The organism is Achromobacter sp. DH1f (assembly GCF_000633435.1).
GTDB lineage: Bacteria > Pseudomonadota > Gammaproteobacteria > Burkholderiales > Burkholderiaceae_B > Achromobacter > Achromobacter deleyi.
Genome location: NZ_AYMF01000025.1, coordinates 130,291 through 145,078, shown reverse-complemented (window position 1 = coordinate 145,078; position 14,788 = coordinate 130,291). Strand labels below are relative to the sequence as shown.

The following is a 14,788-nucleotide window of genomic DNA, read 5'->3' as shown; positions in this document are numbered from 1 at the left end:
CCGGATCAGTCACGCGTTTCCAGCGCTTTGTTGATGCGCAGCGCCAACAGCGTGCAGGCCGTGCCGGACAAGAGATAGATACTGACCGCCACCAGCCCGAAACGCGCCGACAGCCCCAGCGCCACCAGCGGCGCGAAGGCCGCGCCGATCAGCCAGGCCATGTCGGTCGTGAGCGCCGCGCCGGTGTAGCGAAAACGCTTGCTGAAGTTGGCCGTGACGGTGCCGGACGCCTGGCCATAAGACAGGCCCAGCAGCGCGAAGCCGATCAGGATGAAGGCGTCCTGCGCTTTGGGGCTGCCACCCAGCAGCCAGGGCGCGAACAGCGCGAACACGCCGATCAGCCCCGCCAGCAGCCCCAGCGTCGTGCGCCGCCCGATGCGGTCGGCGATCAGCCCCGAGGCGATGGTGCCCAGGATGCCGACGAATGCGCCAATGATCTGCACGATCAGTACGTCCGATATCTGCTGCGTGGCGCTGACCGCGATCCAGGACAGCGGGAACACGGTCACCAGGTGGAACAGCGCGTAGCTGGCCAGCGCCGCAAACGCGCCCAGGAACAGGTTGTAGCCCTGCTCGCGCACCATCTGCGTGGTGCTGATGGGTTCGAGTTCGCCTTCTTCGAGCAGCTGGGTGTATTCCTCGGTCAGCACCAGGCGCAGCCGCGCGAACAGCGCCACCACGTTGATGGCGAAGGCCACGAAGAACGGATAGCGCCAGCCCCAATCGAGGAAGTCGGCTTCGGTCAGGGTGATGTGCAGGTACAGGAACAAGGCGCTGGCGATCATGAAGCCGATGGGCGCGCCCAATTGGCCCAGCATCGCGTACCAGCCGCGGCGATTGGGCGGCGCATTCAATGCCAGCAGTGACGGCAAGCCGTCCCAAGAGCCGCCGAAGGCCAGGCCCTGCAGGCAGCGGAACACGGCCAGCAGCACGATGGCATGCGCGCCGATGACGTTGTAGCCGGGCAAGAACGCCATGCCCACCGTGGCCGTGCCGAGCAGGAACAAGGCGGTGGTGAGCTTGGTGCCGCGGCCCCAGCGTCGCTGGATCGCCATCGACAGCGCCGTGCCGATAGGCCGCGCAATGAAAGCAAACGAGAAGATGACGAAGGCCCAGAGCGTGCCTTCCAGCTGTGGCTCGAACGGGAAGAAGACCCGCGGAAACACCAGCACGCAGGCGATGCCGAACACGAAGAAGTCGAAATATTCAGAGGCGCGTCCGATGACGACGCCGACGGCGATCTCGCCAGGCGCCACCTTGGCGTGGCTGGGCGCGGCGCCCGCCGACCCCGGCAGGGGCAAGGGGGAGACGTGACCGGGAACCTGCGTGGTGGTCGCCATGTGATTGCTCGCTGAAAGGAAGTTTGAAAGACGCCTTGTCTACGCTTTTGCAATACACCGGTATGCACGGCCGCCAAAGGCTTTGCGGGCCGCGGCCCGACAGTGCCCGGCCCCGCCCCGCACGCCTTTGACGTGCATACTTTTGCTCTTTTTACCCTAGATTTTTCGCGGCTTCCAGCGTAGTGTTGCGTTTACCTCCCACGGTTACGTTTCGAGGTATGGCCATGCCGTCTTTCCCCAGGCTTAGTGGATTGATCCTGTTTGCCGCCCTGCCATTGCTCGCGGGATGCAATGCAGTGTTGCTCTCGCCATCCGGCGACGTGGCGCTGCAGCAGCGCAACCTCATCATCATCTCCACCGGCCTGATGCTGCTGATCATCGTGCCGGTGATCTTCCTGACCTTCCTGTTTGCATGGCGCTACCGCGCCAGCAACCGCGAGGCCCACTACGACCCGGACTGGAACCACTCCACCATGCTGGAGCTGCTGATCTGGGCCGCGCCGCTCCTGATCATCATCGCGCTGGGCGCCCTGACCTGGGTCAGCACCCACCAGCTGGATCCTTACCGGCCGCTGGCACGGCTGTCCGAAGGCCGGGAGGTGCCGCCGGGCACCAAGCCGCTGGTGGTCGAAGTGGTGGCGCTGGACTGGAAATGGCTGTTCCTGTATCCCGAACAGGGCATCGCCACCGTCAACGAAATGGCCGCCCCCGTCGACCGCCCGATCCAGTTCAAGATCACCTCGTCGACGGTCATGAATTCGTTCTTCGTGCCCGCCCTGGCCGGCCAGATCTACGCCATGCCCGGCATGCAGACCACGCTGCACGCGGTGATCAACCACCCCGGCGACTACGAAGGCCTGTCGGCCAACTACAGCGGCGCGGGCTTCTCGGGCATGCGTTTCCGCTTCCATGGGGTCGACGCGCAGGGTTTCGATAAGTGGGTTGCCGATGCGCGCGCCTCGGGCAACGCGCTCAGCCGCGAAACCTACCTGAAGCTTGAGCAGCCCAGCGAACGCAACCCGGTGCAGCGCTACGCCAGCGTGGCGCCCGGCCTGTTCGACGCCATCGTCAACCGCTGCGTCGAACCCAACCGCATGTGCATGAAAGACGCCATGGCGATCGACGCGGGCGGTGGCATGGGCATACCGGGCGCGCACAACATCGCCAGCCTGGATGCCGCCACGCGCGAACGCCTGGGCCTGACCGACACGCCGCCGCGCAAGTACGTCGGCGCGATGTGCACATCAGCCGCCGAATTGACGATGTAAGGCCGGCCCGGCACACCGGTCCGGCCGCATGAAATCAAGGTCTTCACCCTGGAACCGAGATGACTGATCAACCAGACCTCACCAAGCTGATCTTCGGTCGCCTGACCTGGGATGCCATTCCCTTTCACGAGCCCATCCTGCTGCTCACCTTCCTGATGGTGGCGGTGGGCGGCGTGGTGGTGCTGGGCGCCATCACCTACTACAAGAAGTGGGGCTACCTGTGGCACGAATGGTTCACCAGCATCGACCACAAGAAGATCGGCATCATGTACATGATCCTGGGCATCGTGATGCTGCTGCGCGGCTTTGCCGACGCCATCATGATGCGGCTGCAGCAGGCCGTGGCCTTCGGCGATTCGACCGGCTACCTGCCGCCGCACCACTATGACCAGATCTTCACCGCCCACGGCGTGATCATGATCTTCTTCGTGGCCATGCCGCTGGTCACGGGGCTGATGAACTACGTGGTGCCGCTGCAGATCGGCGCGCGCGACGTGGCTTTCCCGTTCCTGAACAACTTCAGCTTCTGGATGACGACGGGCGGCGTGGTGCTGGTGATGATGTCGCTGTTCGTCGGCGAATTCGCCCGCACCGGTTGGCTGGCGTATCCGCCTTTATCAGGCATCGCGCAAAGTCCCGACGTAGGGGTCGATTACTACATATGGGCCTTGCAGATCGCAGGGGTAGGCACATTATTGTCAGGGGTGAACCTGCTGGTCACCATCGTCAAGATGCGCGCGCCGGGCATGTCGCTGATGCGCATGCCGATCTTCACCTGGACCGCGCTGTGCACCAACGTGCTGATCGTGGCGGCCTTTCCGGTGCTGACCGCGGTGCTGGCGCTGCTGTCGATGGACCGCTACGTGGGCACCAACTTCTTCACGGCCGACTTCGGCGGCAACGCCATGATGTACGTGAATCTGATCTGGATCTGGGGCCACCCCGAGGTCTACATCCTGATCCTGCCGGCCTTCGGCATTTTCTCGGAAGTCGTGGCCACCTTCTGCAGCAAGCGCCTGTTCGGCTACGCATCGATGGTGTACGCCACGGTCGTGATCACGGTGCTGTCGTACCTGGTGTGGCTGCACCACTTCTTCACCATGGGGTCCGGGGCGAGCGTGAACTCGTTCTTCGGGATCACGACGATGATCATCTCGATCCCCACGGGGGCCAAGATCTTCAACTGGCTGTTCACCATGTACCGCGGCCGCATCCGCTTCGAAGTGCCGATGCTCTGGACCATGGGCTTCATGGTGACCTTCGTCATCGGCGGCATGACCGGCGTGCTGCTGGCGGTGCCGCCGGCCGACTTCGCGCTGCACAACAGCCTGTTCCTGATCGCGCACTTCCATAACGTCATCATCGGCGGCGTGCTGTTCGGGCTGATGGCCGGCATCACCTACTGGTTCCCCAAGGCCTTCGGCTACAAGCTGGACCCGTTCTGGGGCAAGTGTTCGTTCTGGTTCTGGCTGGTGGGCTTTTACTTCGCCTTCATGCCGCTGTACGTGCTGGGGCTGATGGGCGTGACGCGCCGCGTCAACCACTTCGAGGACATGTCGCTGCAGATCTGGTTCCAGGTGGCCGCGTTCGGCGCCTTCCTGATCGCCATCGGCATCGCCTGCTTCCTGATCCAGCTGGTGGTCAGCTACCGCCGTCGCGAATCGCTGCGCGACCTGACCGGTGACCCCTGGAACGGCCGCACGCTGGAATGGTCGACGTCATCGCCGCCGCCCAACTACAACTTCGCCTTCACCCCGCGCGTGCATGACCAGGACGCCTGGTGGCAGATGAAGCAGCACGGCTACCAGCGCCCGCAGAACGGCTTCATTCCCATCCACATGCCCAAGAACACCTGGGCGGGCATCGTGCTGGCGGGCATCAGCGTGGTGATGGGCTTTGCGCTGATCTGGCACATGTGGCCGCTGGCGGTGCTGTCGTTCGCCGCGCTGATCATCGTGTCCATCGTCCATACCTTCAACTACAAGCGCGAGTACTACGTGCCGGCCGACGAGGTCGTGCGCACGGAAGACGCCCGCACCCACTTGTTGGCGAAACATGTCTAATACCCTGGCCCCCACCCTGCCTGGCGGCGCCACGCCGCCCCCGGAGCCCGTCTTCCACGTGCCCGGCGAACACCACCCGAAGAACGGCACCCTGCTGGGCTTCTGGGTCTACCTGATGAGCGACTGCCTCATCTTCGCCTGCCTGTTCGCCACCTACGGCGTACTGGGGCGCAACTACGCGGCCGGGCCGTCCGGCGCCGACCTGTTCGACCTGCCGCTGGTGGCCGTGAACACGTCGCTGCTGCTGCTGTCGTCCATCACCTACGGTTTCGCCATGCTGGAAATGCGGCGCAATCGGGTGGCCGCCACGCAGGGCTGGCTGGCGGTCACCGGCATCCTGGGGCTGGGCTTCCTGTGCCTGGAACTGTATGAGTTCGCGCACCTGATCCACATCGGCGCCGGGCCCCAGCGCAGCGCGTTCCTGTCGTCGTTCTTCACGCTGGTGGGCACGCACGGGCTGCACGTCACGTTCGGCATCGTCTGGCTGGTGACCATGATGGTGCAGGTCCGCATGCATGGCCTGATTCCCGAAAACCGGCGCCGGCTGATGTGCCTGTCGATGTTCTGGCACTTCCTGGATCTGATCTGGGTCGGCGTGTTCACCTTTGTCTATCTGATGGGAGTGCTGCCATGACCGCCCATGCCGACCACGCTGGCCACGGCGGCCACGACCACCACGACGACGACGACGGCGCCGCCCACGGCACCCTGAAAAGCTACGTCACCGGCTTCGTGCTCGCGGCCATCCTGACGGCGATTCCGTTCTGGCTGGTGATGGGCCGCGTATTCGACAGTTCGCGCACCACCGCCCTGATCATCCTGGCTTTCGCGGCGGTGCAGATCGTGGTGCACATCGTGTACTTCCTGCACATGGATGCCAAGTCCGAAAGCGGCTGGAACATGTTGGCGTTAATATTCACCCTGGTGCTGGTCGTGATTACGCTCAGCGGATCCATCTGGATCATGTATCACTTGAACTCCAACATGATGCCCATGTCCATCCACGACATGCGGAATATGCCCTGATGTGATGGCGGCAATAAAAGACTCTTCCCTACCCGGCGACACCCCCCGCAGTCCCCGCAAGGCAACCACCCTGGTCATACTCGGGGTGATTGCCGTTGCGCTGTTCGCGGGCCTGTGCACCCTGGGCACCTGGCAGGTGCATCGGCTGGCCTGGAAACAAGGCCTGATCGCGCAGGTAGACCAGCGCGCCCATGCGACCCCCACGCCCGCCCCCACGCGGGCCGACTGGGCCGCCCTGAATTCCGACAACGCCGAATACCGCCGTGTGTCGGCCTCCGGCGTCTACCAGTACGACAAGCAGACGCTGGTGCAGGCGGCCACCGAGCTGGGCAGCGGCTACTGGGTCATGACGCCCCTGCAGCTGGCGGATGGCGGCGGCACGGTGCTGGTGAACCGCGGCTTCGTGTTGCCCGAGTGGCGCAAGAGCCAGGCCGCCGGCCAGGCGCAAGCCCAGGCCGAGGCTGCAGCGGCCCCGGTGCAGGTCACCGGCCTGTTGCGCATGGGCGAACCGGGCAGCGGCTTTCTGCGCAACAACGATCCGGCGTCCAACCTCTGGTATTCGCGCGACCTGCCGGCCATCGCGGCGGCGCGCGGGCTGACGGCGTCGGACGTGGCGCCCTATTTCATCGACGCGGACGCCGCCCCTGGCGCCGCCCGCGATCCGGCCAAGGCGCCCGTGGCCGGCCTGACGGTGCTGACCTTCCCCAACAACCATCTGGTGTATGCCATCACCTGGTACGCCCTGGCCGCCATGATCATCGTGGGCGCGGCCATCGTGGTGCGGGAAGAGCGACGCCTGCGCGGGCGTCGCGGCTAGGGCAAACGCGACCGTCTCGGCGCCCGTGGCTGGGCGCTCAGACCGGTCTGATAATTGCCGTAAATAGCCAGAAATTCGACCAAATTGCCGGAAAATAGACCGAACTGGTCTACACTAGAGTCTGGGAACACCGCTGGGCGCCTCGCCTAACGTGCTGTTCCCTTTGTTTTTTCCACCCCACTCTAGGAGTTTTCCGGATGAAAAAGACGTTGCTCGCAGCCGCAATGTTCACCACCTTTGCAGGCGTCGCTCAGGCAGAAACGTCAGTCACTCTCTATGGTGTCATCGACACTGGCCTCGGCTACAACAAGATCAAGGGCGATGGCTATGACGGCAGCAAACTCGGCATGATCAACGGCATCCAGGCCGGCTCCCGCTGGGGCCTGCGCGGATCCGAAGATCTGGGCGACGGCCTGCGCGCCGTGTTCAAGCTGGAAAGCGGTTTCGATTCGGGCAACGGCTCGCGCGCCCAGAACGGCCGCCTGTTCGGCCGCCAGGCCACCATCGGCCTGACCAGCGACGCCTGGGGCACCGTGGAATTCGGCCGCCAGGCCACCGTGGGCTCGAACTACCTGGCCGACATCGACCCCTTCTACACCAGCTACACGCAATCCAACCTGGGCCTGGGTTTCAGCGCGGCCAACACCATGCGCTGGGACAACATGGTCATGTACCGCAGCCCCTCGATGAGCGGCTTCGAGTTCGCCGCGGGCTACTCGTTCAACGCGGACGACACCAACGCCAACGAAACGGGCTTCCGTACCGCCGACAACTCGCGCGGCATCACCGTCGGCGCGCGCTACGTGCAGGGCCCGCTGAATTTCACGCTGACCTACGACCAGCTCAACGGCTCGAACCGCGCCGCCATCGACCACGACGCAACCCCGCGCCAGTACGCCGCCGGCATCTCGTACGACCTGGAAGTCGTGAAGCTGGCCGCCGCCTACGGCCGCACCACCGACGGCTGGTTCGTCGGCCAGGACCTGCCCGGCGGCACGCCGTTCAGCGATGAATTCGGTACCAACCGCTACGTCGACGGCTTCAAGGCCAACGCCTACATGCTGGGCGCGACTATCCCCGTGGGCGGCGCCAGCAGCGTGTTCACGTCGTGGCAGCACGTGTCGCCGTCCAACGACCGCCTGACCGGCGGCGATGCCAACATGAACGTCTGGAGCGTGGGCTACACCTACGACCTGTCCAAGCGCACCAACCTGTACGCCTACGGCTCGTACGGCAAGGACTACGCGTTCATCGACGGCCTGAAGAGCACCGCGGCCGGCGTCGGCATCCGCCACGTGTTCTAAAGCGCCACGGCGCGCCTGTGCAGCCTTCGTCCCGGAGGCTCGCCATAGGCGCGCCGAAACATCGCAATGAAGGCGCTGTCGCTGGCATAGCCCACCGAATGCGCCACTTCCGTCACCGAGGCACCCTCGGCCAGCCGTGCCCGCGCGATCAGCAGGCGGCACTGGGTGCGCCACCGGGTGAACGGCAACCCCGTCTCGGCCAGGAAGGCCCGCGCCAAGGTGCGGCCGCTGGCGCCCACCTGCTTGCCCCAGTCTTCGATGGACCGCGGGCAGGCCGGGTCGGCAAGCAGCGCGCGCGCAATCGGCGCCAGCCGCCGGTCACGCGGCATCGGTAGATGCAGCGGCGCCGTGGGCGCCGCCGCCATTTCATCAAGCAGGGTCGCCACCAGGCGTTGCCGGACCGCGTCCAGCGGCTGGTCCGACGGCCATTGCGTAATGCGCACGATCATCTCGCGCAGCAAAGGATTCACGTCCAGGATGCCCGGCTGCCGCGGCAGATTCGGAAAGACATCCACGTCGAAATACAGGCTGCGATAGGCGAACGCGCCCTGCATGACCGTGCGGTGCAGGCACCCCGCCGGCAGCCAGGCCGCCTGCAAGGGCGCCAGTTGCCCCACCCGATCCGCCAGATACAAGGTCACCCCGCCCTGCACTTGATACAGCAGTTGGGCGCGCCGATGGGCGTGCCAGTCCGAGGCATGGGCCCGGGTATCGATGGCCTGGCCCACGACGGGACAGACGACGCTGTCGGGATCTTCGACCGAAGTGGGGGAATAGACAGGCATGTCCGATTGGCGATGTTTTATGGCGTGATGTCGTGATTTTGCGCAAAGCCGGCCCGATACGCTAGGGTCCTTTTGCCGCACCGCTTCGCCATGCCTCACACCGCTACCCCTTCGTCCGCGCCCGCATTGCCCCCGCGCTGGCTCATCATCGCGCTGCTGGCCCTGCCCCAGATCGCGGAAACCATCCTGGCCCCGGCCCTGCCGGACCTGGCGCGCCACTGGCGCCTGGACGCGGCCGCCACCCAACCCGTCATGGGCATATTCTTCGTGGGCTTTGCCTGCGGCGTCCTGCTATGGGGCCAACTGGCCGACGTCTGGGGCCGCCGCCCGGCGTTGCTGACCGCACTGGCCACCAGCCTGGCGGGCACGCTGGGTGCCCTGGCCGCGCCGACCTATGCGTGGCTGCTGGCCGGGCGCTTCGTCCAGGCGCTCGGCCTGGCCGCGTGCTCGGTCGTGACGCAGACGCTGCTCCGGGACTGCCTGGCTGGCGAACGCCTGACGCGCTACTTCGTGACGCTGGGCGCGGTGCTGGCGTGGTCCCCCGCCGTGGGCCCGCTGACGGGGCAACAGGTGTCGCAGCGCCAAGGCTATGCGGGCGTGCTGGCGGTGATTGCGTTGGCCATTGCCGGGCTGTTGCTGTGCGCCGTGCGCCACTGGCGCGAAACGCGGCCGGCGGTCACGGCCACGGTGCCGCTGGCGGCGCTGACGCGCCAGATGCTGGCCGACGCCGAGCTGCGCCTGGCGGTGCTGCGCGTGGCGGGCCTGAACCTGCTGATGTTCTCTTTCTATGCTGCGGGGCCGTTCATGACCGGCGAACTGCCCGGCCTGGGATTCGGCTGGGTGGGGCTGGGCGTTGCCCTGGCCGGCACGCTGGGCGCGATGCTGAACCGCGTGATGCCCGCCGCCATGACGGCGGCCACGCGGGTACGCCATGGCCTGCGCGGCGTGGCGCTGGGCGCAGTGGCGCAAGCCGTGGCCGTGTGCGGGCGGCCGGAACCGGGCTGGCTGTGGGCGGCGGCGGCGCTGCCGATCTTCGTGGGATATGGCCTGGCTATTCCCAATCTGCTGGGGCCGGCCTTGCGCCGCTATGGGCATTGCCTGGGACGGGCCGGCGCGCTGTTCGGACTGGCCTATTACAGTTTGCTGGGCCTGGGGCTGGCAGCCAGCGCGTGGCTGCCGTTCGACACGCCGCGGCCGCTGTCCGCCGCCTGGGTGGCCGTGGCCATGATACTGATGGTGCTGCGTGCGCCGACAATTTTGTCGCGCACATGACAAGTGCAATGATCACGCAACACGGTTCCGTCATCATTGGATACTTCTCTGATCAATCCCCCCTCGACGCCCATGCCCCGCACGCCTTCCCCCGTTGCTCCCTTGCCCTTTGCCGCGCGCTGGCGCCCCGCCCTGCGCGTGCTGGCGCTGGCCTCGTTGCCGCTATGGCTGGCCGCCTGCAATGGCAGCAGCGACGATGACGACGCCCCCACGCCTCCCGTCGCGGAAACCCCCGCGCCGCCGCCCGTCGACACCCGCAACCAGGCCTACCTGACTGCCAAGACGGGCGACGTGCTCAAGGTGCGCATCGAAGAGCTGCGCCCCACCCAGGCGGCCATCGGCTACGACCAGATCTACTACAAGCTCGGTCGCTGGCAGGGTGACTTCGCCCGCCCCACCTGGGCCGGCAATGCCGTCAACCAGCTGGACTATGTGAACCGCACGGTCGGCAAGAAATTCAGCGACTACTGCGAAGACATGGGCGGCACCACGGCCGTCGCATTCACCTCGGTCGCCCAGGCCCAGGCCGCCCGCCTGGACAAGCCCGACAGCTTCGCCTGCACCGCCGCCCCCGGTAGCGACCCCACCAACCTGAAGACGGTGGTGATCGGCTGGGATGGCAATCTGTACCTGACGGACGGACACCACACGTTCTCGTCCTTGCGTGAAATCTTCGACGGCGGCCCCAAGCTGCCGGTGTGGGTCAAGGTCAGCGCCAACTACAGCACCTTGGGCACGTCCTCCGCGTTCTGGCAACGCATGGTCGACGAACGCCGCGCGTGGCTGCGTGATGGCCAGAACCAGCCGATCACGGTGGACCAGTTGCCGTCGCGCGTGGGCATCGCCAACGCGCAGGAAGCCGGCGGCATGCAGGAAGACCGCTACCGCTCGCTGGTGTATTTCACCCGCGACATCGCCTACAGCAACGGCAGCCTGCCGGAATTCGCCGAATTCCTGTGGGGCGACTGGCTGCGCCGCCAGGTGGCAGGCGGCCAATTGGCCGGCCTGGACGCGTACGCCATGGTGGCGCCGGCCACGCCCGCACAGATCCTGACGGTCAGCACGCTGAGCGCCGCGCTGGCGCCCACCGGCGCCAACGACGGCTACGCCGCCGCGGTGCGCAATGCCGCCCTGAAGATGACCGCGCTGGCCGACACCGACATCGTGTTCCAGGACAGCACCGCCGCCAGCCTGGGCCGCATCGTGCTGGTGGCCGGCGCCGCCAGCGGCACGCCCACCAAGGCGGCGCGCGACGCGCTTGAAGAACTGCCGCGCAACGACGTCAAGACCAATGGCGATCCGCGCACCGCAGGCAAGCTCTGGTATTCGGTGAACTACCGCGCTTGCGGCAAGCCCGCCGCCGGCACCTGCTGGGGCTGGTAAGCGAGCGGCCTGGCGCGGCGTTTTCAGATTCAGACGTCGCCCTGCATCGCGGGGCGGCTCTTGACCTTGCCCAGCCAGGCCTGCACCTTCGGGTGCGCGGCCACCGGCGCGCCCAGGAAGGCCGTATAGCCGACCACCGATCCCACCACCAGGTCGGCCAGCGAGTATTTGTCGCCCAGCATCCAGGGCTGGCGCGTCAGGTGCGCATCCAGCAGTCCCAACAAAGAATCCAGGTCGGCGATGGCCCGCTCGGCCTGGCGCGCGTCACGGCCCGCTTCGTCGCCATGGGCGGCGGCGTGCAGACGCGAGATGACCGCACCGTAGGTCACGTAGGCCCAGGCGCACCACGACAGGGCGGCCAGCCGCTCGGGCGTACCGGCGGCGGGCCACAGGCCTTGCTTGACGCCCCAGTTCTCGCCCAGCCACAGATGGATCGCCAGGGCCTCGAACATCGGCGCACCGTCCACCGTCAGCGTGGGCACCTTGCCATTGGGATTGAGGGCCAGGAATTCGGGGCGGCGCTGCTCGCCCGCGCGGATATCCACCTTGACGCGTTCGTGCGGGACCTGCAATTCGGCCAGGGCGCAGGCGATGGGGGAAGCGCTGGACTGGGGGTGCCAATAGAAAACGATAGACATGGAAAAGGCTCCGGATTTCGGGGGTGAGTGCCGCGGCCCCATGGCCGCTGACGACGGACGAACTGTAGAATCCATTGCGGACAGTTTCCGCCCTCGATACGAGGTAACGTCGCCTCACCATGCTCAGTTCCAGCAACCGCCTGCTCCGCCTGCTTTCCCTGTTGCAGACCCGCCGCCATTGGGCCGGCGCCGAGCTGGCGCAAGCCTTGGCGGTGCACCCGCGCACGCTGCGGCGCGACATCGACCGGCTGCGCGAACTGGGCTACCCGATTCAGGCCAGCAGCGGCGTGGCGGGCGGCTACGCGTTTCGCGCGGGCAACACGCTGCCGCCGCTGCTGCTGGACGATGACGAAGCCATGACGGTAGCCATCACGCTGCGCACGGCGGCCACCGGCTCGGTCGGCGGGGTGGAAGAAGCCGCGCTGCGCGCCCTGGTCAAGCTGGAACAGGTCATGCCCACGCGGCTGCGCCACAAGCTGGACGCGCTGCGCTCGGCCATCGTGCCGCTGCCGCGCGCAGGCCCCTTGGTGGACGCCGGCCAGCTGGCCACGCTGGCGGCGGCCTGCCGCGATCAACTGCGCGTGAATTTCGACTACGCCGACAGCCGCGGCCAGGCCAGCACGCGCCAGGTCGAGCCGCAAGGGCTGGCGCACACGGGATGGCGTTGGTATCTGGTGGCGTGGGACCCGGCGCGCGACGACTGGCGCACCTTCCGGCTCGACCGCATTGCCGGCCCCGTGGCGCTGGGCGCGCATTTCGCGCCGCGGCCGCCCCCGGAAGGCGGCGACCTGCGCGCGTATGTGGCGCGTTCGGTGGGCCAGGCGCCCAATGCCGAAGAAGCCCGCATCGTGCTGCACGCGCCGCGCGCGGTGATGGCGGCGCGCATTCCCGCGTCGGCCGGCCAGGTCGAGCCGCTGGACGACGACAGCCGCTGCCTGCTGCGCTGCACAGGGCAATCGCTGGAATCGCTGACGTACTGGCTGATGGCGCTGGAAGTGGAATTCGAGGTGCTGGCGCCCGACTCGCTGGCGCAGCGCTTTCAGGCGGCGGGCGAACGCGTCGCCCGCATGCTGCAACGGCGCGAGACGGGCGGCCCGGCTTGAGCGCGCAGCAGGCTCGCCAACAGGGAGGCTGACGTCGTGCCGAAAGGCGGAACTGACGTGTCGTCGCCCCGGACGAAGGTCAGCTGGCCAGCTTGGCCTGGTCGGCCTTGGACAGCTGCTGCATCATCAATGACACTTTCTCGGCGACCTTCAGCTTGTCGGCGGCCGACATCGCGTCGTAGTCTTTCTTGGAAATGCCCAGCGACGCCAGGGCGGCGTAGAACATCTTGTCCTGCAGCGACATGGACGCGTAGTCCATGAATTCCTGCTCGGCCGCGGAAGCGGCTACCGGGGCCGCGCCCTTCACGCCGCCGGCCAGGGCCGAGGCGTTGCGTTGCTGCGCATCGGCAAAGGCCGCGCGAAAGGCGCCACTATCCGCCCCGTTGGTGGCGTTGGTCTTGCGGGCGTCCGCGGCAGTGGCGGCGGTCGACGGATTCACGATGGTCATGGTCTGGCCGGATCGGTCAAAGTCTCGATTCTCCGAAAGTTACTCCTGCGCCGCCGCCCTCGATTGGCCGGACTGCCGCCCGATCCGGCGCCTTATCCGCCGATTGCGCCTGATGCGCATTCGGCGCGGTTCGAGTATCTTGTGACTCCCTCGCATTCACCGGAGCGCTCTTGCCATGAGTCTCGACCCGACCCCCGATACGCCCGTTTCCCCCGTCGCCGCCAATCCGCAGGCCGACGTGTTCCTGCAATTCCTGGTGAACCTGGTGAACAACGGCGGCCAGCTCAAGAGCATCGGCGTCACGCTGCAGATGGGCGGCATGCTGGTGTCCGGCTCGATCGTGTCGGGCGCCGAATACTTCGACCGCTTCGCCGAGAGCTTCGCGGATTCGCTGACGGACATGGAATCGGCGGGCCGCCAATCGGTGCGCAGCTCGCTGGCCGAGCTGGGCGACGTGTTCCGCCTGCCGCAGCCGGCCGAACCGCTGCCCAACTACATCCACCTGGCCGACGCCCTGTTCTTTACCGCCGACGGCACGCCCATTGCCGGCCAGCCCACGCTGTGGCGCGGCCGCAGCAACGCGGTCGATGGCTTCATCCTGGGCCGCCTGCAGGCCGAGCAGATCGGTTGAGCGGGCTGCTCGATCCCGTCTGCCTCCCTGCCCCCACCTGACCACGCCCCGCATGCAAAGACTCCGCATCGTCCTCGCCGATGACCATCCGCTGGTGCTGATGGGCATGAGCGACCTGCTGAGCAAGGACCTGAGCTTCGATGTCGTGGCCACGCTGTCCAGCCCGACGGCGTTGGTCGAACACCTGGCCCGGGATCTGCCGCAGGTCGTCATCACCGATTATTCGATGCCCGGCGACGAGACCTACGGCGACGGCATCCGCCTGGTCAAGTACCTGATCCGCCACTACCCGGCCACGCGCATCGTGGTGCTGACCATGGTGTCCAACCCCATGATCATCTCGGCGCTGTACGACGCGGGGGTGGCGGCGGTGGTGCTCAAGCACGACGACCTGGCCGAAATCGTCACCGCGCTGCACACCCTGCAAGCCGGCCGCCGCTACTATCCGCCAGACTTCCAGCGCGACGGCAGCGCGGCGGCGCGCACCCGCTTCCTGGGCGAACGCATCAACAGCCTGACCCCCAAGGAATTCGAGGTGCTGCGGCACTTTGTGCGCGGCGAATCCATGATGCAGGTCGCCGACAGCCTCAAGCGCAGCGTCAAGACCGTCAGCGGCCAGAAGATATCGGCCATGCGCAAGCTGAACGTGCAGACCGACCAGGAACTGGTGACGTTCTGTGCCGAAAGCGGCATGTTCCAATAGCGCCTGT

Annotated in this window: 15 protein-coding genes; 11 read left to right on the top strand and 4 right to left on the bottom strand. The window is 66.6% G+C overall.

Annotated features, from left to right (window positions below):
* Nucleotides 1–5 precede the first annotated feature (5 nt).
* Nucleotides 6–1,340 carry an MFS transporter gene (locus tag U858_RS0121440; RefSeq protein ID WP_025139214.1) on the bottom strand — a complete coding sequence of 445 codons (1,335 nt, stop codon included), beginning with the start codon at nt 1,338–1,340 and terminating at the stop codon, nt 6–8.
* Nucleotides 1,341–1,564: 224 nt separating this feature from the next.
* On the opposite strand from U858_RS0121440, the gene cyoA reads away from it, so the two are divergent.
* The 6 genes from cyoA to U858_RS0121410 all read left to right on the top strand — a co-directional run bounded on the left by cyoA (nt 1,565) and on the right by U858_RS0121410 (nt 7,818).
* Nucleotides 1,565–2,608 carry a ubiquinol oxidase subunit II gene (gene cyoA / locus U858_RS0121435; protein ID WP_025139213.1) on the top strand — a complete coding sequence of 348 codons (1,044 nt, stop codon included), beginning with the start codon at nt 1,565–1,567 and terminating at the stop codon, nt 2,606–2,608.
* 59 nt (nt 2,609–2,667) lie between these two features.
* Complete coding sequence (cyoB, locus tag U858_RS0121430; RefSeq protein WP_025139212.1) at nt 2,668–4,671, top strand: cytochrome o ubiquinol oxidase subunit I; 2,004 nt, start codon at nt 2,668–2,670, stop codon at nt 4,669–4,671.
* Entirely contained in the window at nt 4,664–5,305 is a 642-nt protein-coding gene (gene cyoC / locus U858_RS0121425) for a cytochrome o ubiquinol oxidase subunit III (protein WP_025139211.1), read from the top strand. Before cyoB ends, cyoC begins: the two co-directional genes overlap by 8 nt.
* Nucleotides 5,302–5,697: a cytochrome o ubiquinol oxidase subunit IV gene (cyoD, locus tag U858_RS0121420; protein ID WP_025139210.1), complete on the top strand. Its 396-nt coding sequence runs from the start codon at nt 5,302–5,304 to the stop codon at nt 5,695–5,697. The genes cyoC and cyoD overlap by 4 nt, the downstream gene beginning before the upstream one ends.
* Before the next feature lie 4 nt (nt 5,698–5,701).
* Nucleotides 5,702–6,514 (top strand): SURF1 family protein, encoded by an 813-nt coding sequence (locus tag U858_RS0121415; RefSeq protein WP_025139209.1) that lies wholly within the window; start codon nt 5,702–5,704, stop codon nt 6,512–6,514.
* A 197-nt stretch (nt 6,515–6,711) separates the two neighbouring features.
* Nucleotides 6,712–7,818: a porin gene (locus U858_RS0121410; protein ID WP_025139208.1), complete on the top strand. Its 1,107-nt coding sequence runs from the start codon at nt 6,712–6,714 to the stop codon at nt 7,816–7,818.
* Here U858_RS0121410 and U858_RS0121405 read toward each other — a convergent pair.
* Complete coding sequence (locus tag U858_RS0121405) at nt 7,815–8,603, bottom strand: helix-turn-helix transcriptional regulator (protein ID WP_025139207.1); 789 nt, start codon at nt 8,601–8,603, stop codon at nt 7,815–7,817. The two genes, U858_RS0121410 and U858_RS0121405, sit on opposite strands and share 4 nt — an antisense overlap.
* A gap of 90 nt (nt 8,604–8,693) precedes the next feature.
* On the opposite strand from U858_RS0121405, the gene U858_RS0121400 reads away from it, so the two are divergent.
* Both U858_RS0121400 and U858_RS0121395 read left to right on the top strand, forming a co-directional pair.
* Entirely contained in the window at nt 8,694–9,875 is a 1,182-nt protein-coding gene (locus U858_RS0121400) for a multidrug effflux MFS transporter (RefSeq protein ID WP_051593657.1), read from the top strand.
* Between the two features lie 72 nt (nt 9,876–9,947).
* Nucleotides 9,948–11,258 (top strand): ParB/Srx family N-terminal domain-containing protein, encoded by a 1,311-nt coding sequence (locus tag U858_RS0121395; RefSeq protein WP_025139205.1) that lies wholly within the window; start codon nt 9,948–9,950, stop codon nt 11,256–11,258.
* Nucleotides 11,259–11,287: 29 nt separating this feature from the next.
* On the opposite strand, the gene U858_RS0121390 is transcribed toward U858_RS0121395, so the two are convergent.
* Nucleotides 11,288–11,896: a glutathione S-transferase family protein gene (locus U858_RS0121390; protein ID WP_025139204.1), complete on the bottom strand. Its 609-nt coding sequence runs from the start codon at nt 11,894–11,896 to the stop codon at nt 11,288–11,290.
* A 119-nt stretch (nt 11,897–12,015) separates the two neighbouring features.
* Here U858_RS0121390 and U858_RS0121385 point away from each other — a divergent pair, with 119 nt between their 5' ends.
* The gene (locus U858_RS0121385; RefSeq protein WP_025139203.1) at nt 12,016–12,999 is read left to right on the top strand and encodes a YafY family protein; all 984 of its coding nucleotides are present in this window, start codon (nt 12,016–12,018) and stop codon (nt 12,997–12,999) included.
* Nucleotides 13,000–13,078: 79 nt separating this feature from the next.
* On the opposite strand, the gene U858_RS0121380 is transcribed toward U858_RS0121385, so the two are convergent.
* A complete protein-coding gene (locus U858_RS0121380) occupies nt 13,079–13,447 on the bottom strand; it encodes a hypothetical protein (protein WP_025139202.1) in 369 nt (122 codons plus the stop codon).
* Nucleotides 13,448–13,622: 175 nt separating this feature from the next.
* On the opposite strand from U858_RS0121380, the gene gvpU reads away from it, so the two are divergent.
* Entirely contained in the window at nt 13,623–14,078 is a 456-nt protein-coding gene (gvpU, locus tag U858_RS35980; RefSeq protein ID WP_025139201.1) for a gas vesicle accessory protein GvpU, read from the top strand.
* 52 nt (nt 14,079–14,130) lie between these two features.
* Nucleotides 14,131–14,781 carry a response regulator gene (locus U858_RS0121370; RefSeq protein ID WP_025139200.1) on the top strand — a complete coding sequence of 217 codons (651 nt, stop codon included), beginning with the start codon at nt 14,131–14,133 and terminating at the stop codon, nt 14,779–14,781.
* The last annotated feature ends 7 nt before the right edge of the window (nt 14,782–14,788 follow it).